Source organism: Enterobacter cloacae complex sp. OE43NF (assembly GCF_023544405.1).
GTDB lineage: Bacteria > Pseudomonadota > Gammaproteobacteria > Enterobacterales > Enterobacteriaceae > Enterobacter > Enterobacter cloacae.
The window spans coordinates 63,921-85,078 of record NZ_JAMJFW010000003.1; the positions used below are offsets into that span (position 1 = coordinate 63,921).

At 56.7% G+C, this 21,158-nt stretch carries 15 protein-coding genes; 8 read left to right on the forward strand and 7 right to left on the reverse strand.

The window, feature by feature from the left end; genetic code table 11:
- Positions 1 to 293 precede the first annotated feature (293 nt).
- Genes feoA through feoC form a run of 3 tightly spaced genes read left to right on the forward strand, consistent with a single transcriptional unit; the run spans position 294 to position 3,118 of the window.
- Complete coding sequence (gene feoA / locus M8370_RS02685) at positions 294 to 521, forward strand: ferrous iron transporter A (protein ID WP_010436417.1); 228 nt, start codon at positions 294 to 296, stop codon at positions 519 to 521.
- 30 nt (positions 522 to 551) lie between these two features.
- The gene (gene feoB / locus M8370_RS02690) at positions 552 to 2,870 is read left to right on the forward strand and encodes a Fe(2+) transporter permease subunit FeoB (RefSeq protein ID WP_029882174.1); all 2,319 of its coding nucleotides are present in this window, start codon (positions 552 to 554) and stop codon (positions 2,868 to 2,870) included.
- An 8-nt stretch (positions 2,871 to 2,878) separates the two neighbouring features.
- A complete protein-coding gene (gene feoC / locus M8370_RS02695) occupies positions 2,879 to 3,118 on the forward strand; it encodes a [Fe-S]-dependent transcriptional repressor FeoC (RefSeq protein ID WP_013099093.1) in 240 nt (79 codons plus the stop codon).
- Here feoC and bioH read toward each other — a convergent pair.
- Complete coding sequence (gene bioH / locus M8370_RS02700; RefSeq protein ID WP_038420750.1) at positions 3,090 to 3,872, reverse strand: pimeloyl-ACP methyl ester esterase BioH; 783 nt, start codon at positions 3,870 to 3,872, stop codon at positions 3,090 to 3,092. The genes feoC and bioH overlap by 29 nt on opposite strands.
- Before the next feature lie 35 nt (positions 3,873 to 3,907).
- Between bioH and gntX the strand changes: the two genes are divergently transcribed.
- The 3 genes from gntX (at position 3,908) to gntT (ending at position 6,933) form a co-directional block, all read left to right on the forward strand.
- Positions 3,908 to 4,591, forward strand: a complete 684-nt coding sequence (gene gntX / locus M8370_RS02705) for a DNA utilization protein GntX (protein ID WP_044157723.1) — start codon at positions 3,908 to 3,910, stop codon at positions 4,589 to 4,591.
- A 61-nt stretch (positions 4,592 to 4,652) separates the two neighbouring features.
- A complete protein-coding gene (gene nfuA, locus M8370_RS02710) occupies positions 4,653 to 5,228 on the forward strand; it encodes a Fe-S biogenesis protein NfuA (protein WP_248032348.1) in 576 nt (191 codons plus the stop codon).
- A gap of 388 nt (positions 5,229 to 5,616) precedes the next feature.
- On the forward strand, positions 5,617 to 6,933 hold the full coding sequence (gene gntT, locus M8370_RS02715) for a gluconate transporter (RefSeq protein WP_013099097.1): 1,317 nt from the start codon (positions 5,617 to 5,619) through the stop codon (positions 6,931 to 6,933).
- A 111-nt stretch (positions 6,934 to 7,044) separates the two neighbouring features.
- On the opposite strand, the gene malQ is transcribed toward gntT, so the two are convergent.
- Together malQ and malP are read right to left on the reverse strand one after the other, a co-directional pair.
- Positions 7,045 to 9,123: a 4-alpha-glucanotransferase gene (gene malQ / locus M8370_RS02720; RefSeq protein ID WP_038420752.1), complete on the reverse strand. Its 2,079-nt coding sequence runs from the start codon at positions 9,121 to 9,123 to the stop codon at positions 7,045 to 7,047.
- A gap of 9 nt (positions 9,124 to 9,132) precedes the next feature.
- Positions 9,133 to 11,526, reverse strand: coding sequence for a maltodextrin phosphorylase (malP, locus tag M8370_RS02725; protein ID WP_250020454.1), 2,394 nt, complete (start codon positions 11,524 to 11,526; stop codon positions 9,133 to 9,135).
- 585 nt (positions 11,527 to 12,111) lie between these two features.
- Here malP and malT point away from each other — a divergent pair.
- Complete coding sequence (malT, locus tag M8370_RS02730) at positions 12,112 to 14,817, forward strand: HTH-type transcriptional regulator MalT (protein ID WP_250020455.1); 2,706 nt, start codon at positions 12,112 to 12,114, stop codon at positions 14,815 to 14,817.
- 61 nt (positions 14,818 to 14,878) lie between these two features.
- On the opposite strand, the gene M8370_RS02735 is transcribed toward malT, so the two are convergent.
- The 3 genes from M8370_RS02735 to glpE are packed head-to-tail and all read right to left on the reverse strand — an operon-like array spanning position 14,879 to position 16,864.
- Positions 14,879 to 15,637, reverse strand: coding sequence for a DeoR/GlpR family transcriptional regulator (locus tag M8370_RS02735; protein ID WP_013099103.1), 759 nt, complete (start codon positions 15,635 to 15,637; stop codon positions 14,879 to 14,881).
- Positions 15,638 to 15,653: 16 nt separating this feature from the next.
- Positions 15,654 to 16,484 carry a rhomboid family intramembrane serine protease GlpG gene (gene glpG / locus M8370_RS02740; protein ID WP_013099104.1) on the reverse strand — a complete coding sequence of 277 codons (831 nt, stop codon included), beginning with the start codon at positions 16,482 to 16,484 and terminating at the stop codon, positions 15,654 to 15,656.
- Between the two features lie 47 nt (positions 16,485 to 16,531).
- Entirely contained in the window at positions 16,532 to 16,864 is a 333-nt protein-coding gene (gene glpE / locus M8370_RS02745; RefSeq protein ID WP_014833569.1) for a thiosulfate sulfurtransferase GlpE, read from the reverse strand.
- Between the two features lie 250 nt (positions 16,865 to 17,114).
- Here glpE and glpD point away from each other — a divergent pair, with 250 nt between their 5' ends.
- Positions 17,115 to 18,623 (forward strand): glycerol-3-phosphate dehydrogenase, encoded by a 1,509-nt coding sequence (gene glpD, locus M8370_RS02750; RefSeq protein ID WP_040020737.1) that lies wholly within the window; start codon positions 17,115 to 17,117, stop codon positions 18,621 to 18,623.
- An 86-nt stretch (positions 18,624 to 18,709) separates the two neighbouring features.
- Here glpD and glgP read toward each other — a convergent pair whose 3' ends face one another.
- Complete coding sequence (gene glgP, locus M8370_RS02755) at positions 18,710 to 21,157, reverse strand: glycogen phosphorylase (protein ID WP_013099108.1); 2,448 nt, start codon at positions 21,155 to 21,157, stop codon at positions 18,710 to 18,712.
- Position 21,158: the final 1 nt, after the last annotated feature.

Genomic DNA, 21,158 nt, shown 5'->3' on the forward strand with positions numbered 1-21,158 from the left:
ATGCCCCTCACCCCGGCCCTCTCCCTTGGGGAGAGGGCCGGGGTGAGGGGACAAATTATATCGCAAGAGATGAAACCGATTGCATATCCATATTTAAACCACCATTTATCACCCCGTTAACAAATAATCCCCTTTTCGTTTTCCCGTCATTTCAGCAAATATTGAGCAAGGTCAAACAGGCCGTAAATTAATACGCTTAACAACATTCCGTCACAGTTTTCATATTGCTGATAAAAACTATTCTCATTATCATCCCATAGTAGATAATTTAACCTTTCGTGGAATCAGGCATTATGCAATTCACTCCAGACAGTGCATGGAAAATTACCGGTTTTACCCGCGAAATTAGCCCGGCCTATCGGCAAAAGCTGCTGTCGCTGGGCATGCTCCCCGGCTCGTCATTCCAGGTGGTGCGCGTGGCCCCGTTAGGTGATCCCGTTCATATTGAAACCCGGCGCGTGAATCTGGTACTGCGTAAAAAAGACCTCGCATTAATTGAAGTCGAAGCCTTATCCCAATAACAAGCCAGCGGTTTCAGTGAGTCGAAAACAATGAAAAAATTAACTATTGGCTTAATTGGCAATCCTAATTCCGGCAAGACAACGTTATTTAACCAGCTCACCGGTGCACGCCAGCGTGTGGGTAACTGGGCGGGCGTAACGGTTGAACGTAAAGAAGGCCAGTTCACCACGACAGACAATCAGGTCACCCTGGTGGATCTGCCCGGCACCTACTCCTTAACCACCATTTCGTCACAAACCTCGCTCGATGAGCAGATTGCCTGTCACTATATTCTGAGTGGCGATGCGGACCTGTTAATCAACGTGGTCGATGCATCTAACCTGGAACGTAACCTCTATCTGACGCTGCAATTGCTTGAGCTGGGGATCCCCTGCATTGTGGCGCTCAACATGCTCGACATCGCAGAGAAACAAAAGCTGCGTATCGACGTCGACGCCCTCTCCGCGCGTCTGGGCTGCCCGGTAGTGCCGCTGGTTTCTACCCGTGCCCGCGGAATTGACGCACTGAAGCTGGCCATTGACCGCCACGCGGGCAACGCCGACGTTGAGCTGGTGCACTATGCGCAACCGCTTCTGCGCGAAGCCGGTCTGCTGGCGCAGGAAATGGACAACAGCATGCCCGCCAGACAGCGCCTGTGGCTCGGCCTGCAGATGCTGGAAGGCGATATCTACAGCCGCGCCTATGCGGGCCATGCCGCAGACAAACTGGACGTGGCGCTGGCGCGTCTGAGCGATGAGCTCGATGACCCGGCCCTGCACATCGCCGACGCGCGCTATCAGGCCATCGCCGCCATTTGCGACGTGGTCAGTAATGCCCTGACGGCTGAGCCAAGCCGCTTTACGGCCGCCGTGGACAAGATTGTGCTTAACCGCTTCCTCGGTTTGCCGATCTTTTTACTGGTCATGTACCTGATGTTCCTGCTCGCCATTAACATCGGTGGCGCGCTACAGCCTATTTTCGATGCTGGTTCTGTGGCGATATTTGTCCACGGTATTCAGTGGCTGGGCTACACCCTGCACTTCCCGGAATGGCTGACCATTTTCCTCGCCCAGGGGATCGGTGGTGGTATCAACACCGTTCTGCCGCTGGTACCGCAAATCGGCATGATGTACCTGTTCCTCTCGTTCCTTGAGGACTCCGGTTACATGGCGCGTGCGGCTTTCGTGATGGATCGTCTGATGCAGGCCCTGGGTCTGCCGGGTAAATCCTTCGTCCCGCTGATTGTCGGCTTCGGCTGTAACGTGCCGTCGGTAATGGGTGCGCGCACGCTTGATGCCCCTCGCGAACGTCTGATGACCATCATGATGGCGCCATTTATGTCCTGCGGGGCGCGACTGGCTATCTTTGCGGTCTTCGCCGCGGCCTTCTTTGGGCAGGAAGGGGCGCTGGCGGTCTTCTCGCTGTATGTGCTGGGCATCGTGATGGCGATCCTGACCGGGCTCATGCTTAAACACACCATCATGCGCGGGGAAGCGTCGCCGTTTGTGATGGAACTGCCGGTGTATCACGTGCCGCATCTGAAAAGCCTGGCGATCCAGACCTGGCAGCGCCTGAAAGGTTTTGTGCTGCGCGCCGGTAAAGTGATTGTTATCGTCAGCATCTTCCTGAGCGCGCTGAACAGCTTCACCCTGAGCGGGCAGGCGGCGGATAACATCAACGACTCCGCCCTCGCCTCCGTGAGCCGCGTCATTACCCCGGTGTTTAAACCGATTGGCGTGCATGAAGACAACTGGCAGGCGACCGTTGGCCTGTTCACCGGCGCGATGGCAAAAGAGGTGGTGGTCGGCACCCTGAACACGCTTTACACCGCTGAGAATATCCAGGAAGAAGAGTTTAACCCGGCGGCATTCCACCTCGGTGATGAACTGCTCGGCGCGGTGGAAGAGACCTGGCAGAGCCTGAAAGACACTTTCAGCCTGAGCGTACTGGCGAACCCGATTGAAGCCAGCAAAGGCGACGGCGAAATGGCCACCGGTGCCATGGGCGTGATGAGCGAGAAATTTGGCAGCGCGTCAGCAGCCTACAGCTACCTCATCTTTGTCCTGCTCTATATTCCGTGCATCTCGGTGATGGGGGCGATAGCCCGTGAGTCCAGCCGCGGCTGGATGGGGTTCTCCATCCTGTGGGGCTTAAACATCGCCTACTCGCTGGCGACGCTCTTTTACCAGACCGTTAACTTCAGCCAGCATCCGCGCTACAGCCTGGTCTGCATCCTGGCGGTTGTGCTGTTTAACGTGCTCGTTCTCGGTCTGCTACGCCGGGCACGCAGCCGCGTCGATATCAACCTGCTGGCAAACCGTAAAACCGCCGCGACCTGCTGCAACAGCCCGGCGGGCGACTGTCACTAGGGGGAGCCATGGCATCGTTGATTCAGGTTCGTGATTTACTGGCGTTGCAGGGGCGTATGGAGGCAAAACAGCTAAGCCTCAGCCTGCATACGCCGCAGCCGATGATCGATGCCATGCTGGAAAGACTGGAAGCGATGGGGAAAGCCATACGTATTCAGGAAGAGCCGGACGGTTGTCTGTCCGGCAGTTGTAAACATTGCCCGGAAGGGAAAGCCTGTCTCAGGGAGTGGTGGGCACTTCGTGACTGAAGGCGATCAACGCTGAACAAAACTCGGCAGGATGCGAGATAAACGGCGCATGGGCCGCTTTGGCGATTGTCAGCGATTGACTCTCTGGCCACAGTTCATCCAGCAGTGGCACCACTTTGCGTGGAACCAGCCCATCCAGATAACCATAAATGCGCAGGTGCGGCACCGCCAGCGCGGTCAGTGGCTCACGCAGGTCGACCGTTTTCAGTAATTCGAGTCCCCCGTTCAGTACCTCCACATCCGGCATCGGCAGCGACAGCACGGTCTGCTTCAGCAGACGAGCATCCTTACGGGCGCTCTCTGTCCCCATCGTCTGCAGGGCCAGGAAGCGTTCTACCGTTCGCTGGTAATCTTCGCTCAACTGCCGCTGGAAGTTGCTCAGTACGTCCGGCTTAATACCCGGCCACTCCTCCTGCGCACTGAAGTTCGGCGACGAGGCCACCGTTACCAGCGCCTGCACGCGTTCAGGATTCGTTAATGCAACCTCACTTGCCACCAGCCCGCCCAGACTCCAGCCGAGCCAGATAGCCTGTTGCGGTGCGGCGGCCAGAACCTGCTGCGCCATTTCGTCAAGCGACATCGCCCCATAGCCGCGGCTGCGGCCAAAACCGGGTAAATCCACCAGATGCAGCGTGAAATGCGAGGCAAGTTCCTCATTTACGCAATGCCATACTTCCGCATTCAATCCCCATCCGTGCAGCAGCACAAGATGGCGATTTCCCGTCCCTACGGTCTGCCACCACAGCGTCTTCATCAGTTACTGTTCTCTTTTTTACATGGAGGTTGTCTATGCTAACAGTGCCCGGCTTGTGCTGGCTATGTCGAATGCCACTTGCGCTGAGCGCGTGGGGAGTCTGTTCCGTCTGCACGCGTTCGCTGGCAAGCCGCATCACGACCTGCCCGCAGTGCGGTTTACCGGCGTACAGTCCACAGTTTCCCTGCGGTCGCTGCCTGAAAAAGCCACCACCGTGGAGCGCCCTGGTGGCGGTCGATGATTACGTTCCACCGTTAAGCAGGCTTATCCACGCGCTGAAGTTTTCCGGCCAGATTGCGCTGGCTCGCCCTCTCGCCCGCCTGTTATTGCTGGCGGTGTTGCAGGCACGACGCACGCGCGCGCTGCCGAAAGTGGATATGGTGCTGAATGTGCCCTTATACCGGCGCCGTCACTGGCGACGCGGCTACAACCAGAGCGACCTGCTCTGTCGCCCGCTCGCCCGGTGGCTCGGCTGTCAGTACCCAGCCGCTGCGCTGACGCGCCGCCATGCCACTGCCATTCAGCATCAGCTGAGCGCCCGGCTTCGCAAAAGGAACCTCAAAAACGCCTTTCGCCTTGAATTCGCCGTCAAAGGGCTCCATATCGCGATTGTGGATGATGTCGTCACCACAGGCAGTACCGTTGCTGAACTTTCCCGACTGCTTTTGCAAAGCGGCGCCGCGTCGGTTCAGGTATGGTGTCTGTGCCGTACCTTGTAGCCCTTCTCCAATGGGCGTATGATTATACCCAGGTAATTTAGTCAACTATTAGGCCAAAGCTATGATCCGTATTTCCGATTCTGCACAAGCGCACTTTGCCAAACTGCTGGCAAATCAGGAAGAAGGGACGCAGATCCGCGTGTTTGTGATCAATCCAGGCACTCCGAATGCAGAATGTGGTGTCTCTTATTGTCCGCCAGACGCGGTGGAAGCAACCGACACTGCCCTTAACTTTGACCAGCTCACGGCATATGTTGATGAGCTGAGCGCGCCGTATCTTGAAGATGCGGAGATCGACTTCGTCACCGACCAGCTGGGCTCGCAGCTGACGCTGAAAGCGCCAAACGCCAAAATGCGTAAAGTATCTGACGATGCCCCGCTGATGGAGCGCGTAGAGTATCTGCTGCAATCCCAGATCAACCCGCAGCTGGCCGGTCACGGTGGTCGCGTTTCCCTGATGGAAATCACCGACGAAGGCTACGCAATTCTGCAGTTTGGCGGCGGCTGTAACGGTTGCTCCATGGTCGATGTGACCCTGAAAGAAGGGATCGAGAAGCAGCTGCTGAACGAGTTCCCGGAACTGAAAGGCGTGCGTGACCTGACCGAACACCAGCGCGGCGAGCACTCTTACTACTGATTCATTGCCCGTCTGTATTGCCCGGTGGCGCTGCGCTTACCGGGCCTACAAAAATAGTGCGGTCTGATGCCCTCACCCCGCCCCTCTCCCTGGGAGAGGGTGAAAACATTAAAAACGGTAACCTTGCGGTTACCGTTTTGCGTTTACCTCCATATGTTGACCTGCGTCTCATAATTTAAATTTTGCCCTCCAGGGTGATTCTCAATCACGTCATGTTACCCGTATCATTCTCATGGGCACTAAACACACTCATAACAGCCGACTAAACTAAATAGTTTCCAAGGTATCAGTATTAGTGCCGTTAACCACTCTGTTCCCAGTTGGGACAACCGGAACGTGTCGTTGAAACAATGACGTTACCCATAACAATTCAAAGGCCAGGTAAATCATGCCATTAGTCATCGTTGCTATCGGTGTTGTGTTATTACTGCTCTTGATGATCCGTTTCAAAATGAACGGGTTTATCGCTCTGGTTCTGGTGGCACTTGCAGTCGGTCTGATGCAAGGGATGCCGCTGGTCAAAGTTATTAGCTCCATTAAAGCGGGTGTCGGCGGCACGCTCGGCAGCCTGGCGTTGATCATGGGCTTTGGCGCCATGCTCGGCAAAATGCTGGCGGACTGCGGTGGCGCACAGCGTATTGCCACCACGCTTATCGACAAGTTTGGTAAGAAGAACATCCAGTGGGCAGTTGTGTTAACCGGTTTTACCGTCGGTTTCGCACTGTTCTATGAAGTGGGCTTCGTGCTGATGCTGCCGCTGGTCTTCACCATTGCGGCGGCGGCGAGCATTCCGCTGCTGTATGTCGGTGTACCAATGGCAGCAGCGCTGTCCGTGACGCACGGCTTCCTGCCACCGCACCCGGGCCCAACCGCTATCGCCACCATTTTCCACGCCGATATGGGTAAAACCCTGCTGTTCGGTACGATTCTGGCCATCCCAACCGTGATTCTGGCAGGCCCTGTTTATGCCCGCTTCCTGAAAGGCATTGATAAGCCGATTCCGGAAGGTCTGTACAGCGCGAAAACCTTCACCGAAGAAGAAATGCCTGGCTTTGGCGTCAGCGTCTGGACCTCTCTGGTCCCGGTGATCCTGATGGCGATGCGCGCCGTGGCTGAGATGGTTCTGCCGAAAGGTCACGCGTTCCTGTCCGTTGCTGAGTTCCTCGGCGACCCGGTGATGGCCACGCTGATTGCGGTGTTGATCGCGATGTTCACCTTCGGCCTGAACCGCGGTCGTTCCATGGATCAGATCAACGACACGCTGACCTCTTCCATCAAAATCATTGCCATGATGCTGTTGATCATCGGCGGTGGCGGTGCGTTCAAGCAGGTTCTGGTCGATAGCGGTGTGGATAAATACATCGCGGCCATGATGCATGAAACCAACGTGTCGCCGCTTCTGATGGCCTGGTCTATCGCCGCAGTTCTGCGTATCGCGCTGGGTTCTGCAACCGTTGCGGCAATCACCGCGGGCGGTATCGTTGCGCCACTGATTGCCACCACGGGCGTCAGCCCTGAGCTGATGGTTATTGCCGTCGGTTCCGGTAGCGTGATTTTCTCACACGTGAACGATCCGGGCTTCTGGCTGTTCAAGGAGTACTTCAACCTGACTATCGGTGAAACCATCAAGTCCTGGTCCGCGCTGGAAACCATTATTTCGGTGTGCGGTCTGGTCGGGGTGCTGCTGTTGAATATGGTGGTCTGATGCCATAAGTCGGGTGGCGGCTTCGCCTTACCCGACCTACTCGCTCCATGTAGGCCCGGTAAGCGTAGCGCCACCGGGCAATAAAAAACCCGCCACTGGCGGGGTTTTTTATCACTTCTTCGCGACTGCTTTTCGCCGCTTGTCCAAATCTTTAATCAGCCTGTTCACCCCGTCATCGGCAAACATCGTCTCAAGCGTGGTGGATAACTTGCGGCGCCAGTTCTTGTACTGATAGCTGGTGCCCGGGATGTTCACCGGCTCCGCCATATCAATCCAGTCTTCCGGCTGCAGGCCCAGCAGGGCGCTGTTGCTGTCGGCAATGTAGCGCTGCAATCCGCGGTTGAGCGTCGGCGTCATCGACATCAGCGACGCTTTATGCCCGGCGCGTTTCGGCAGACAGCCGTGCTTATGCAGTGCATCCAGCAGACCCTGCTTCGCCAGCTCGCGATCCTGATACAGGCCGCGAAGGACATCTTCATCCGGATAGAGACCCAGGGTTTTACCGAGCGTCAGATCGCCGCTTTCCCAATAGCCACGAAGCGTAGGAAGGTCATGCGTCGTCGCGACTGCCATTGACTGTTCAGGGTACGCTTGCGGCGCGCGGAAGGTTTTCTCATGGTCGTTTTCAAAATAGAGCACTTTATAGGAGTAAACGCCGCTGTCGCGAAGCTTACTGACGATTTCTACCGGCACGGTACCGAGATCTTCGCCGATCACCATGCACTGATGGCGCTTGCTTTCCAGCGCCAGGATCGACAGCAGATCGTCAACCGGATACTGAACATACGCCCCATGATCGGCCGTCTCACCGTAGGGGATCCACCACAGGCGCAGCACCGACATCACGTGGTCGATACGCAGCGCGCCGCAGTTCTGCATGTTGGCGCGCAGCAGGTCGATAAACGGCTCGTAGGCACGCGCCGCCATCACGTGCGGATCCATCGGCGGCAGGCCCCAGTTCTGGCCGAGCGGGCCCAGAATATCCGGTGGTGCGCCTACGGAGGCCTTCAGGCAGTACAGCTCACGGTCACACCAGGTTTCCGCCCCGCCTTCTGCCACGCCAACGGCCAGGTCGCGATACAGGCCGATCGGCATCTTATAGCCCTGGCTCACCTGCCAGCAGTCGGCAAACTGGCTGTACGCCAGCCACTGCAGCCACAGGTAGAAGTCCACTTCATCGGCGTATTTTTTACAGAACGCTTTGACTTCAGGCGTGTCGACGGATTGATACGCCTCCGGCCAGACCGGCCAGCCCCAGCGCATTTCGTCCTCTTTCACCTGATACGCATGCAGCGCATCGAACGCCGCCTGCCAGTAGAGGCTCTCGCCCTCCTGCGCCACAAACTGACGGAAGGCGGCCATCTCCTCGTCATCACGCTGAGAAAAGCCTTTCCACGCCAGACGCAGGGCAGCCATCTTCAGCGCCGTCACGGTGGAATAGTCCACCCAGTCTGCTTCGCGCGCCTGCTTCAGCGCCTGCTGAGTGGTGCTAAGTGCCCACCACGCCTGCGCTTCCGGGCTGTTTTTGAAATCGTCTAACGCATTCACGTCGATGTAAATCACGTTCAGCCAGCGACGGGACGACGGGCTGTACGGGCTGGCACTCTCCGGGTTAGCCGGATAGAGGGCGTGGATCGGGTTGAGGCCGATAAACGCGCCGCCGCGCTCCCCCACCGATGCCAGCATCTTTTTCAGGTCACCAAAATCGCCGATGCCCCAGTTGCTGTCAGAGCGCAGGGTGTAGAGTTGCACGCAGGCACCCCACAGCTTTTTGCCTTCGAGCAACGCCTGCGGCTCATAACAACGTTTTGGCGCCACGATCAACCGGCAGTGAAAGCGCAGCTCGTCCTGGGTGAGCGTTAGGGTGTGGTAACCCTCCGGCAGCTTCGCCGGAAGGGTGAATGCTTTGCCGCCAGTGGCGTGACCCTTGTGCTGATGTCCCTCTTCGGTGGTCAGCAGCCAGGTAAACTCGCCGCGTCCTTCCACCGCCAGCGACATCTTTTTGCCCGCGGTGAAGACTTTAACGTTCGGTACCGGCGTGGCCGACGCTTTCGCGTCGGTTTTGTGCATGGCATCCAGCAAACGTCTTTTGGTGTCGGCGCCAATAGACTGTGGTTTGCCGTGAGCATTAATGTAACTGAGGCTGATCCCCGCCGCCTGCGCGGCACTGTCCAGACGTTTACTCTCCATCGCGCTTCCTTAGCGTTTTGCCTGCCAGATACGAGCCTGATAATCACGGATTGAACGGTCAGAGCTGAACATTCCGCAGCGGGCGGTGTTCAGAATGCACGCCCGGGTCCACGCTTCCTGGTCACGGTACAGCACGTCGACCTGTTTTTGCGCTTCCACGTAGGCCGTGAAGTCCGCCATCACCAGATACGGGTCGCCGCCGTGTTTGTCCATACTGTGCATCATCTGGTCAAACGCGTGCTTATCGCCATCGCTGTATTTACCGCTTTCCAGCTCTTTCAGCACCGCATCCAGCACTTTGTCCTTCTTACGCCATTTCACCGGATCGTAGCCTTTGGCCTTGAGGGCTTTCACTTCTTCAACCGTATGACCAAAGATAAAGATGTTCTCTTCTCCAACCTTCTCGGCAATCTCTACGTTCGCACCGTCTAGCGTACCAACAGTCAGCGCGCCGTTCAGCGCCAGCTTCATGTTGCCGGTACCGGACGCTTCTTTACCCGCGGTCGAGATCTGCTCGGAGATATCCGCCGCCGGGATCAGCATCTCTGCAGCAGAGACGCAGTAGTCCGGCAGGAACACCACTTTCAGCTTGTCGCCCACTTTCGGATCGTTGTTGATAGCCGCCGCCACTTTATTGATGGCGAGGATAATGTTTTTCGCCAGGTAGTAGCCCGGTGCCGCCTTCGCGCCGAACAGGAACACGCGCGGCACGCGGTCAGCCTGCGGATTCTCGCGGATCTCTTTGTACAGCGCGAGGATATGCAGCAGGTTCAGATGCTGACGTTTATATTCGTGCAGACGCTTAATCTGGATGTCGAAAATGGCGTTCGGGTTAATCTCGATACCGGTACGCGCTTTCACAAACGCCGCCAGACGCACTTTGTTATCCCGCTTGATGGCGCGGTATTGTTCGCGGAATTTCGCGTCGTCCGCGTATTTTTCCAGGTTGATCAGCTGGTCCAGATCGTTGGCCCACTCTTTCTTCAGCGTTTTGTCCAGCAGACCGGCCAGCAGCGGGTTGCACTGTTTGATCCAGCGACGCGGCGTGATGCCGTTGGTCACGTTATGGAATTTGGTCGGCCACAGCTGGTGATATTCCGGGAACAGGTCTTTCACCACCAGATCCGAGTGCAGCGCCGCCACACCGTTCACCGCAAAGCCGCTCACCACGCACATATTTGCCATGCGCACCTGTTTGTCATGCACCACGGCCAGCTTCGCCCAGACCGCTTTGTTGCCCGGCCAGGTTTTATCCACCAGCGTTTTAAACTGGTCGTTAATCTTGTTGATGATCTGCATATGGCGCGGCAGCAGCGTTTTCACCAGCTTCTCGTCCCAGCACTCCAGCGCTTCAGGCATCAGGGTGTGGTTGGTGTAAGCAAAGGTGCGGCTGGTGATCGCCCAGGCATCATCCCAGCTCAGCTGGTGCTCGTCGATCAGCACACGCAGCAGTTCAGGAATAGCGATGGTCGGGTGCGTGTCGTTAAGTTGAATCACTTCAAAGTCAGGCAGCTGTGCCAGCTTGCGGCCCGCCAGGTGGTGACGACGCAGAATATCCGCCACGGAGCAGGCGCACTGGAAGTACTGCTGCATCAGACGCAGTTTCTTGCCCGCCAGATGGTTGTCGTTCGGGTAGAGCACTTTGGTCAGCTTCTCGGCGTCGATGCCCTGCTGTTCGGCACGCAGGAAATCGCCGTCGTTAAATTTGGTCAGGTTAAACGGATGCGCATGCTTCGCCTGCCACAGACGCAGCGGTTGCGCCACGCCGTTACGGTAACCGAGCACCGGCAGGTCCCAGGCTTCGCCGATAAACGTAAATGCCGGTTCCCAGAGACCCTGTTTTGATACTTTACCGCCAATGTTCACCTGCACATCCAGCTGCGCGTTGTGGCGGAACCACGGGTAGGTGTTACGGTGCCAGTCGTCCGGCGCTTCCATCTGATGCCCGTCTGCAAATGACTGACGGAACAGACCGTATTGATAGTTCAGGCCGTAACCAATGGCCGACTGCCCAACCGTTGCCATCGAATCGAGGAAACAGGCCGCCAGACGTCCCAGACCACCGTTGCCCAGCGCCGGGTCAATCTCTTCTTCCAGCAGGTCGGTCAGGTTAATGTCGTGTTCTTTCAGCACATCCCCAACCTCCTGATACCAGCCGAGGTTCAGCAGGTTGTTGCCGGTCAGACGACCGATCAGGAATTCCATCGAGATGTAGTTGACGTGGCGCTGACCTTTTACCGGTTTTGCCAGAGGTTGAGCATCCAGCTGCTCTGCGAGCGCACCGCTCACCGCCTGCCACCACTGGTGAGGCGTCATTTCGTTTGCAGCATGAAGGCCAAAACGCTGCCACTGACGCGTCAGGGCAGCCTGGAATTGAGCTTTGTTGAAGGTAGGCTGTGACATAGGGGATCGGCATCCTTTAGAAAGAAAACACAAGTTGGCGCTAGTGTGCCTGGCTCATTTCTCCTCTTCCTCCTCCCGCAGGGGATTAGGCAGGGAGGAGTAGCGGGGATGAGCATAAAAGTGTGATCGAGGCCACTCTGAGAGCATAGTCGGAGTGTGTCAGGAAGATAAAAAGATAACCGGGAAGCGTGTCAGGAAAATGAAATGCAGTTTCGGGTGAAATTAAAACGCGCTGAAATGATTACTTACGTAGAATAATATTTCTGCAACCGGGTCAGAACGAAGAAGATTATTAATTTCACTAAACTTTACCCCGCGTTTATTAAATTTGACGTCACTATACCTTTCTGAAACCAGTTTCAGCGCAGCCGCAGCACAGCCATACAAGCCAGCATTGACGCGGCATCACAGCCCTTTCCAGAAAGTTCCATCATCTCTCTGAATGTTTTGTGACAGAGTGCAAATTCAGAGCCACCAAAACCAGACATAACTTGCAATAGTTCTCTTTCTGGCCGACCTTATATCTATTAATTACGAAGCGCAAAAAAAATAAATTCTCTCGTTCCCCACAGTGAAGTGAAACCTATGTTGATTCCGTCTAAATTAAGTCGCCCGGTTCGTCTTGACCATACAGTGGTCCGCGAGCGTCTGTTGGTTAAACTTTCCGGCGCGCATAATTTCCGACTGGCGCTGGTTACGAGCCCTGCAGGTTATGGAAAAACAACGCTCATTTCGCAATGGGCCGCAGGTAAAAGCGATCTTGGCTGGTACTCCCTTGATGAGGGCGATAACCAGCAAGAACGTTTTGCCAGCTATCTGATTGCCGCCATTCAGCAGGCCACCAACGGGCACTGCGTGGCCAGCGAAGTGATGGTGCAAAAGCGCCAGTACGCCAGCCTGTCCTCCCTTTTCTCTCAGCTGTTTATTGAACTGGCTGAGTGGCACCGCCCACTTTACGTGGTCATTGATGATTATCATCTGATCACTAACCCGGTGATCCATGAGTCCATGCGCTTCTTCCTGCGCCATCAGCCGGAAAACCTGACCCTGGTGGTGCTGTCGCGTAACCTGCCGCAGCTGGGCATTGCCAATCTGCGCGTGCGCGATCAACTGCTGGAAGTGGGTAGCCAACAGCTGGCCTTTACCCATCAGGAAGCCAAACAGTTCTTCGACTGCCGCCTGAACTCACCGATTGAGGCCGCTGAAAGCAGCCGCCTGTGCGACGATGTCGCCGGTTGGGCGACAGCGCTGCAGCTGATTGCCCTCTCCGCCCGGCAAAATAACAGCCCGACGCATCAGTCCGCGCGTCGCCTGGCGGGGATCAACGCCAGCCATCTTTCCGATTACCTGGTGGATGAGGTGCTGAACAGCGTCGATCCTTCGACCCGCCATTTCCTGCTGAAGAGCTCCCTGCTGCGTTCCATGAACGACGCGTTGATTGTGCGCGTGACCGGCTGCGAAAACGGTCAGCTGCAGCTTGAAGAGATTGAACGCCAGGGGCTGTTCCTGACGCGGATGGACGATCCCGGTGAATGGTTCAGCTATCACCCGCTGTTTGGCAGTTTCCTGCGCCAGCGTTGCCAGTGGGAGCTGGCGACAGAATTGCCGGACATCCACCGGGCTGCCGCTGAGAGCTGGATGGCGCAAGGCTTCCCGAGCGAGGCTATCCATCATGCGCTCGCCGCAGGTGATGCCGGCATGCTGCGCGATATCCTCCTCAACCACGCGTGGGGGTTGTTTAACCACAGCGAACTGACGCTGCTGGAAGAGTCGCTGAAAGCGTTGCCGTGGGAGAGCCTGCTGGAGAACCCGCGTCTGGTGCTGCTGCAGGCCTGGCTGATGCAGAGCCAGCACCGCTACAGCGAAGTGAATACCCTGCTGGCGCGTGCCGAGCAGGAGATGGAAAGCGATATGGATACCACCCTGCACGGCGAATTTAACGCCTTGCGGGCCCAGGTAGCAATCAACGATGGCGATCCGGAAGAAGCAGAGCGGCTGGCGATGGTCGCGCTGGATGAGCTGCCGCTGGCCAATTTCTACAGCCGCATTGTGGCGACGTCGGTACACGGCGAGGTACTGCACTGCAAGGGTGAGCTGACGCGCTCCCTGTCGCTGATGCAACAAACCGAACAGATGGCCCGCCGTCATGATGTCTGGCATTACGCGCTGTGGAGCCTGATCCAGCAAAGCGAAATTTTATTTGCTCAGGGATTCCTGCAGGCGGCCTGGGAGAATCAGGAAAAGGCGTTCCAGCTGATTCGCGAACAGCATCTTGAACAGCTGCCAATGCACGAGTTCCTGTTGCGTATTCGCGCCCAGCTTCTGTGGGCGTGGTCACGCCTGGATGAAGCAGAGAGCTGTGCCCGTCAGGGCGTAGAGGTGCTTTCCGGCTTCCAGCCGCAGCAGCAACTGCAGTGCCTGGCCCTGCTGGTGCAATGCTCGCTGGCGCGTGGGGATCTGGATAATGCCCGCAACCACCTGAACCGTCTGGAGAACCTGCTCGGCAATGGTCAGTATCACAGCGACTGGGTTTCGAACGCCGATAAGGTGCGGGTGATTTACTGGCAGATGACGAGTGATAAGAAATCCGCCGCCAACTGGCTGCGCCAGACGCCAAAACCTGAATTTGCAAATAACCACTTCCTGCAAAGCCAGTGGCGAAACATTGCCCGCGCGCAGATCCTGCTCGGTGAGTTTGAACCGGCTGAGATTGTGCTGGAAGAGCTGAACGAGAACGCCCGCAGCCTGCGTCTGATGAGCGATCTCAACCGTAACCTGCTGCTGCTTAACCAGCTCTACTGGCAGGCCGGGCGTAAAAATGATGCCCAGCGCGTGCTGCTGGAGGCGTTGCAGCTGGCGAACCGTACCGGGTTTATCAGTCACTTTGTGATTGAGGGCGAAGTGATGGCTCAACAGCTGCGTCAGCTTATTCAGCTCAACACGCTGCCGGAGCTGGATCAGCACCGCGCCCAGCGTATCCTGCGCGAGATTAACCAGCACTATCGCCACAAGTTCGCCCACTTCGACGAGAACTTCGTTGAACGCCTGCTGAACCATCCGGAAGTGCCTGAACTTATTCGCACCAGCCCGCTGACGCAGCGCGAATGGCAGGTGCTGGGGCTTATCTATTCAGGCTACAGCAATGAGCAGATTGCCGGTGAGCTGGCGGTGGCGGCAACCACCATCAAAACGCATATCCGCAATCTGTATCAGAAGCTGGGCGTGGCGCACCGTCAGGATGCGGTGCAGCATGCGCAGCAGTTGTTGAAGATGATGGGGTATGGGGTGTAGGTTTGTGCGGGCTGATGCCCTCACCCCGGCCCTCTCCCACAGGGAGAGGGAGAAAGGCGTCTCAACATAACTCTAACTGCACATTATTATCTTTAATCACCTGCATCACGCCCGCCGGTGGCATCACATCGGTATAAACCGCATTTACCATGCTGATGCTGCCCATGTTGACCATCGCGTTACGGCCAAATTTGGAGTGGTCCACCACCAGCATCACGTGACGTGAGTTTTCAATGATCGCGCGCTTGGTGCGCACCTCGTGATAATCAAACTCCAGCAGTGAGCCGTCGCTGTCGATGCCGCTGATCCCCAGAATGCCGAAGTCGAGACGGAACTGAGAGATAAAATCGAGCGTCGCTTCACCAATGATGCCGCCGTCGCGGCTGCGCAGTTCGCCCCCGGCGAGGATGATGCGGAAATCATCTTTCTGCATCAGGGTATTGGCCACGTTCAGGTTGTTGGTCACGATGCGCAGGTTTTCGTGATCCAGCAGCGCATGGGCGACCGCTTCAGGCGTGGTGCCGATATCAATAAACAGCGTCGCCCCGTTGGGGATTTGGCTCGCCACTTTACGGGCAATGCGCTCTTTCTCTGCCGTCTGCGTGGCTTTGCGGTCATGCCACGAGGTGTTAACCGAACTGGACGGCAGCGCCGCCCCGCCGTGATGGCGCAAAATACGGTTTTGATCGGCAAGATCGTTCAGGTCGCGGCGGATGGTTTGTGGGCTGACGGCAAACTGTTCCACCAGCTCTTCGGTGCTGACGTATCCCTGTTTTTTTACCAGTTCGATAATGGCGTCATGACGTTGTGTTTGTTTCATGAAATATCCCTGGGAATTATGTTCGTTTTCGCGCATGGAGCGTGTCGGCAAACGCCATTGCCAGCCCGACGGCAAGCCCGGTGACGTGTGCACCATTGGCGATAGACATACCAAACAGATCAAACCATCCGGCAATTAGCCATATTAACGCAAAGGTTATCAATCCGCGCTGCAGATAGATGCCACTTTCGGGGTCGCGCTCGCCTCTGAGCCAGACATAGCCCATCAGGGCATACACCACGCCGGATAAACCACCGAACCACGGGCCGCTGAATTTATGCTGCACATAGCCGCTCAGCAGGGCGCTGATAAGGGTGATAACAATCAGCTTGCCGCTGCCCAGACGCTTCTCCACCGCGCCACCGAGATACCACCACCACAGCAGGTTAAAGAGAATATGCATCACCGAGAAGTGCATCAGCGCGTGGGTGAAATAGCGCCAGACGTCAAAATCGAGAGACGGGTCGTACGGCCACGCAAGCGCGATCATCACGCTCTGGTCGCCCACCACGTTCATAATGATGAAGACGATAATGCAGGCCGCCATCAGTAGCAGCGTAAACGGACCTGCGCGCTCGCGAATGGTGGCAAGGAAGGGGAAGCGCCGATAGTGCAGTCCGCTCCCCGTCTGCCCCGACTGCCAGCTCGCGGCCAGATAGCGGGGGTCGCCGGGATTTTCAAGAAAGCGGGCCAGTTCAGCATTCACGCGATCGGCCTGGCTTTCATCCGCCAGCCAGACATCGGTTTTCGTGTGCTGCTGAACGGTCAGGATGATGCCCTGGGTTGCCATATAGTCGACAAACGCCTGGGCGACGCGCGGATTGGTAAAAGAGGTGATCATCAACATGGGCGGCGGTCGCTTATTTCCACACAAAAGGGGACAGTATAGCGGGATCAGCGCTCAAAAGCGTATTCCACTTCTGCCGGGAAATGACGATGCCAGGCATCGAAACCGCCGTCGACGCTGTAGACCGCATCATAGCCCTGCTGAATAAGGTACTGCGCCGCACCTTTGCTGCTGTTGCCGTGATAACACATCACCATCACCGGCGTATCGAAGTCGTTATCGCGCATAAACGCGCCCAGCGTATCGTTGGTGAGGTGGAACGCACCCGGGGTGTGGCCCATCGCAAAACTCTGCGGATCGCGGATATCCACCAGCACCGCCGTTCCCTGGTGCATCTTCTGGTGGGCTTCTTCTACGTTAATACATTCAAACTGATCCATGGTGTTCTCTTTCTGTTGTTCAGGTTGGGTGCGCTCTGATGCCCTCACCCCAGCCCTCTCCCACGGGGAGAGGGAGAAAAGTTAGTCGCACTATTTTACCCCGTAGTGTACGTCCTGGCGGCGGGTAAACGCCATTATGTTATCCATATCACTCTAAATTGTTTTTTTGATGTTACCAAAAGCGCGTTCCTTTGCTATTATGAGCGATATCGAACATTTCTGAGCTTTAACGAAAGTGCGTGAGGGTGTTATGGAAACCAAAGATCTGATTGTGATAGGCGGTGGCATCAACGGTGCCGGTATTGCGGCAGACGCCGCAGGACGCGGATTATCCGTACTGATGCTGGAAGCTAACGACCTCGCCTGCGCGACGTCGTCCGCCAGCTCCAAACTGATTCACGGTGGCCTGCGCTACCTGGAACACTATGAATTCCGTCTGGTCAGTGAAGCGCTGGCCGAACGTGAAGTGCTGCTGAAGATGGCACCGCACCTGGCCATCCCGATGCGCTTCCGCCTGCCCCATCGCCCGCATCTGCGTCCGGCGTGGATGATTCGAATCGGTCTGTTTATGTACGATCATCTGGGTAAACGCACCAGCCTGCCGGGTTCAAACGGTTTGCGTTTTGGCTCAGAATCGGTCCTTAAGCCTGAAATCGTGCGCGGTTTCGAATATTCCGACTGCTGGGTGGACGATGCGCGTCTGGTGCTGGCTAACGCACAGATGGTTGAGAAGAAAGGCGGCGAAGTGAAAACCCGCACCCGCGCCACCGCTGCGCGCCGTGAAAACGGTCTGTGGATCGTCGAAGCGGAAGACGTAGATACCGGCGAGAAGTTCAGCTGGAAAGCGCGCGGTCTGGTGAACGCCACCGGCCCATGGGTGAAACAGTTCTTCGACGAGGGGATGCATCTGCCATCTCCGTACGGTATCCGCCTGATCAAAGGCAGCCACATTGTGGTACCACGCGTGCACACCCAGAAGCAGGCCTACATTCTGCAGAACGAAGACAAGCGCATTGTGTTTGTGATCCCGTGGATGGACGAATTCTCCATCATCGGCACCACCGACGTGGAGTACAAAGGCGATCCGAAAAACGTCGAGATCGACGAGAGCGAAGTGAACTACCTGCTGAAGGTGTATAACGCGCACTTCAAGAAACAGCTGTCCCGTGATGACGTGGTCTGGACTTACTCCGGCGTGCGTCCGCTGTGCGATGACGAATCTGACTCACCGCAGGCGATTACCCGTGACTATACGCTCGATATTCACGACGTGGACGGTCAGGCACCGCTGCTCTCCGTGTTTGGTGGCAAGCTCACCACCTACCGTAAGCTGGCCGAGCACGCGCTGGAAAAACTGGCGCCGTACTACAAAGGCATTGGCCCGGCATGGACCAAAGGCGCGGTACTGCCTGGCGGTGATATCGGCGACAACCGCGATGATTACGCCGCGAAGCTGCGTCGTCGCTATCCATTCATCACGGAAGGCATGGCGCGCCACTATGCCCGTACCTACGGCAGCAACACGGAATTGATCCTGAGTGACGCGAAAGAGATTGCCGACCTGGGCGAACATTTTGGTCACGAGCTGTACGAAGCCGAACTGCGCTATCTGGTGGAACATGAGTGGGTTCGCCGTCTGGATGATGCCATCTGGCGTCGTACCAAAGAGGGTATGTGGCTGAATGCCGAACAACAGTCGCGTGTTGCGCAGTGGTTGCTGCAGCATGCGGGGAAGCGTGAGCTGTCGTTGGCATCGTGATGTAAAAAAGCCGGGTGGCGGCTCCGCCTTACCCGGCCTACTTGATCCCGTAGGCCCGGTAAGCGCAGCGCCACCGGGCTTTGTTTTTACAACCGCACCGGATCAATATGCCAGATATTCTCGGCATACTCCTTAATGGTCCTGTCGGACGAGAAATACCCCATATTGGCGATGTTATGCATCGCGACGCAGGTCCACTTCTCCTGCTGACGATAAAGCTCGTCCACCCTGTCCTGACAATCCACGTAGCTGCGGTAATCCGCCAGCACCTGATAGTGGTCGCCAAAGTTAATCAGCGAATCCACCAGGTCCCGATAGCGCCCTGGCTCGTCTGGGCTAAACACCCCGGTGGCGATTTGCGTCAGCACCTGACGTAGCTCCTCATCCTCTTCGTAATACTCACGCGGCGAGTAGCCTTTCTTGCGCAGCGCCTCCACCTCTTCCGTGGTATTCCCGAAGATAAAGATATTTTCCGCCCCCACGTGCTCCAGCATTTCGACATTGGCCCCGTCCAGCGTGCCGATGGTCAGCGCGCCGTTAAGCGCAAACTTCATGTTACTGGTGCCGGACGCTTCCGTCCCGGCGGTGGAGATCTGCTCAGAGAGATCGGCCGCCGGAATGATCAGCTGCGCCAGGCTGACGCTGTAGTTAGGAACAAAGACCACCTTCAGCTTGTCGCCGATATCCGGATCGTTGTTGACCACCTTCGCCACATCGTTGATGAGGTGAATGATGTGCTTCGCCATGTAGTAAGCGGACGCCGCCTTACCGGCAAAGATCTTCACACGCGGCACCCACTCCGCCGTCGGATCGGCCTTGATGCGGTTATAGTGGGTGATCACATGCAGCACGTTCATCAGCTGGCGCTTGTACTCATGAATACGCTTGATCTGTACGTCGAACAGCGCTTTCGGGTTCGCCACCACGTTCAGATGTAACGCCAGCCAGACTGACAGACGTTTCTTGTTCAGCAGCTTGGCTTCTCGTACGGCTTTGTTCACCGCCGGAAAATCAATGTGCTGTTCAAGCTCGCTCAGCTGGCTGAGATCGGTTCGCCAGGTGCGGCCAATGTGCTCATCCAGCACCTCAGAAAGCGGCTGGTTTGCCAGCGCCAGCCAGCGACGCGGCGTGACGCCATTGGTCACGTTGCAGAAACGCGTCGGGAAGATCTTCGCAAAGTCCGCAAACAGCGACTGCACCATCAGGTTCGAGTGCAGCTCTGAAACCCCGTTCACCTTGTGGCTGATCACCACCGCCAGCCAGGCCATGCGTACGCGACGACCGTTCGATTCATCAATGATAGAAGCGCGGCTCAGCAGGCCGGTATCGTTCGGATACTGCTCCTGCAGCGTCTTGAGGAAGTAGTCATTAATTTCAAAGATGATCTGCAGATGGCGCGGCAAAATTTTGCCGAGCATATCCACCGGCCAGGTTTCCAGCGCTTCGCTCATCAGCGTGTGGTTAGTGTAAGAGAAGACCTGACAGGTCACCTCAAACGCATCGTCCCAGCTGAACTTATGCTCGTCGATAAGCAAACGCATCAGCTCCGGGATCGACAGCACAGGATGGGTATCGTTGAGGTGAATGGCGGTTTTTTCCGCCAGATTGGCGTAGGTCTTGTGCAGCTGATAGTGACGGCTGAGGATATCCTGAATCGTCGCGGAGACGAGGAAATACTCCTGACGCAGGCGCAGCTCGCGCCCGGAATAGGTCGAGTCGTCCGGGTAGAGCACGCGGGAGACGTTCTCGGAGTGGTTTTTATCTTCCACCGCCGCGAAGTAGTCGCCCTGGTTAAATTTACCCAGGTTAATCTCGCTACTGGCCTGCGCGTTCCACAGACGCAGCGTATTGGTCGCATCGGTGTCGTAGCCCGGGACAATCTGGTCATAGGCGACGGCAAGGATCTCTTCGGTTTCCACCCAGCGGGACTTTTTCCCTTCCTGCTGAATACGTCCGCCAAACCGCACCTTATAGCGCGTATTGTGACGTTTAAACTCCCACGGGTTGCCGTATTCCAGCCAGTAGTCCGGGGACTCTTTCTGACGTCCGTCCACGATGTTCTGCTTGAACATCCCGTAGTCGTAGCGAATACCGTAGCCACGCCCCGGCAGGGCCAGCGTCGCCAGCGAGTCGAGGAAGCAGGCGGCAAGTCGCCCCAGGCCACCGTTACCGAGCCCCGGGTCGTTCTCTTCGTCAATCAGCTCTTCTAAGTCCAGCCCCATCTCTTCCAGCGCGGTTTTAACGTCATCGTAAATACCGAGCGATAACAGCGCGTTAGAGAGGGTGCGGCCAATCAAAAATTCCATCGACAGGTAGTAAACCTGACGCGTTTCCTGCGATAGCTGGGCGCGGTTGGAGCGCAGCCAGCGTTCAACCATGCGGTCACGCACCGCAAACAGGGTGGCGTTGAGCCACTCGTGCTTGTTGGCGATGACCGGATCTTTCCCGATGGTAAACATCAGCTTATAGGCGATAGAGTGCTTCAACGCCTCAACGCTGAGCGTGGGGGAAGAGTAGCTAAAAGGAGCGTTCATA

Bases quoted from the DNA above. Each gene is read 5' to 3' on its own strand.
- feoA (WP_010436417.1), top strand. From the start codon at position 294: ATGCAATTCACTCCAGACAGTGCATGGAAAATTACCGGTTTTACCCGC.
- feoB (WP_029882174.1), top strand. From the start codon at position 552: ATGAAAAAATTAACTATTGGCTTAATTGGCAATCCTAATTCCGGCAAG.
- feoC (WP_013099093.1), top strand. From the start codon at position 2,879: ATGGCATCGTTGATTCAGGTTCGTGATTTACTGGCGTTGCAGGGGCGT.
- bioH (WP_038420750.1), bottom strand. From the start codon at position 3,872: ATGAAGACGCTGTGGTGGCAGACCGTAGGGACGGGAAATCGCCATCTT.
- gntX (WP_044157723.1), top strand. From the start codon at position 3,908: ATGCTAACAGTGCCCGGCTTGTGCTGGCTATGTCGAATGCCACTTGCG.
- nfuA (WP_248032348.1), top strand. From the start codon at position 4,653: ATGATCCGTATTTCCGATTCTGCACAAGCGCACTTTGCCAAACTGCTG.
- gntT (WP_013099097.1), top strand. From the start codon at position 5,617: ATGCCATTAGTCATCGTTGCTATCGGTGTTGTGTTATTACTGCTCTTG.
- malQ (WP_038420752.1), bottom strand. From the start codon at position 9,123: ATGGAGAGTAAACGTCTGGACAGTGCCGCGCAGGCGGCGGGGATCAGC.
- malP (WP_250020454.1), bottom strand. From the start codon at position 11,526: ATGTCACAGCCTACCTTCAACAAAGCTCAATTCCAGGCTGCCCTGACG.
- malT (WP_250020455.1), top strand. From the start codon at position 12,112: ATGTTGATTCCGTCTAAATTAAGTCGCCCGGTTCGTCTTGACCATACA.
- M8370_RS02735 (WP_013099103.1), bottom strand. From the start codon at position 15,637: ATGAAACAAACACAACGTCATGACGCCATTATCGAACTGGTAAAAAAA.
- glpG (WP_013099104.1), bottom strand. From the start codon at position 16,484: ATGTTGATGATCACCTCTTTTACCAATCCGCGCGTCGCCCAGGCGTTT.
- glpE (WP_014833569.1), bottom strand. From the start codon at position 16,864: ATGGATCAGTTTGAATGTATTAACGTAGAAGAAGCCCACCAGAAGATG.
- glpD (WP_040020737.1), top strand. From the start codon at position 17,115: ATGGAAACCAAAGATCTGATTGTGATAGGCGGTGGCATCAACGGTGCC.
- glgP (WP_013099108.1), bottom strand. From the start codon at position 21,157: ATGAACGCTCCTTTTAGCTACTCTTCCCCCACGCTCAGCGTTGAGGCG.